The organism is Mesorhizobium sp. M2A.F.Ca.ET.037.01.1.1 (assembly GCF_003998075.1).
Lineage (GTDB): Bacteria > Pseudomonadota > Alphaproteobacteria > Rhizobiales > Rhizobiaceae > Mesorhizobium.
The window spans coordinates 1-416 of the sequence record NZ_RZSA01001843.1; the positions used below are offsets into that span (position 1 = coordinate 1).

Genomic DNA, 416 nt, shown 5'->3' on the forward strand with positions numbered 1-416 from the left:
AAGCTCGGTCGGATGAGGGGTGTTGGAAGGAATGAGGCGGTGGCGGTTTCGAGCTTATGGCCAAGCTAGAGCACCCCTCATCCGTCTCGGCGCTGCGCGCCGATCCACCTTCTCCCACAAGGGGAGAAGGGGTATTCACGGCTTATGGATGAAGGCGGCGCCGAGGATCGGGCCGGGCATGCCGTCCTTGCCGACCGACTGCAGCAGCACCGCGCAGCCGCCTTTCTTGGCGATCTCGGTCAAAGGCAATTCGTAACGCTGGGCCTTGCCGTGCCACATGCCGGCGGTCTGGATGTCGGAAACTGCGTTCCAGTAGGTCAGGCTGCGGCCGCTGTTCTCGCCCTGGCCGATCTTGACCATCTGCGGCGGGTCGAAATAGACGATCACCACATGGGCGTCGGCGGGGGCGGTGCCGG

1 protein-coding gene is annotated in these 416 nt (G+C 64.4%); it reads right to left on the bottom strand.

Features of this window, described 5'->3' with window-relative positions; translation table 11 throughout:
- Positions 1-135: 135 nt before the first annotated feature.
- The coding region (locus EOA27_RS40115) for a DUF1223 domain-containing protein (protein WP_127259158.1) at positions 136-416 on the bottom strand (281 nt) is incomplete at its 5' end.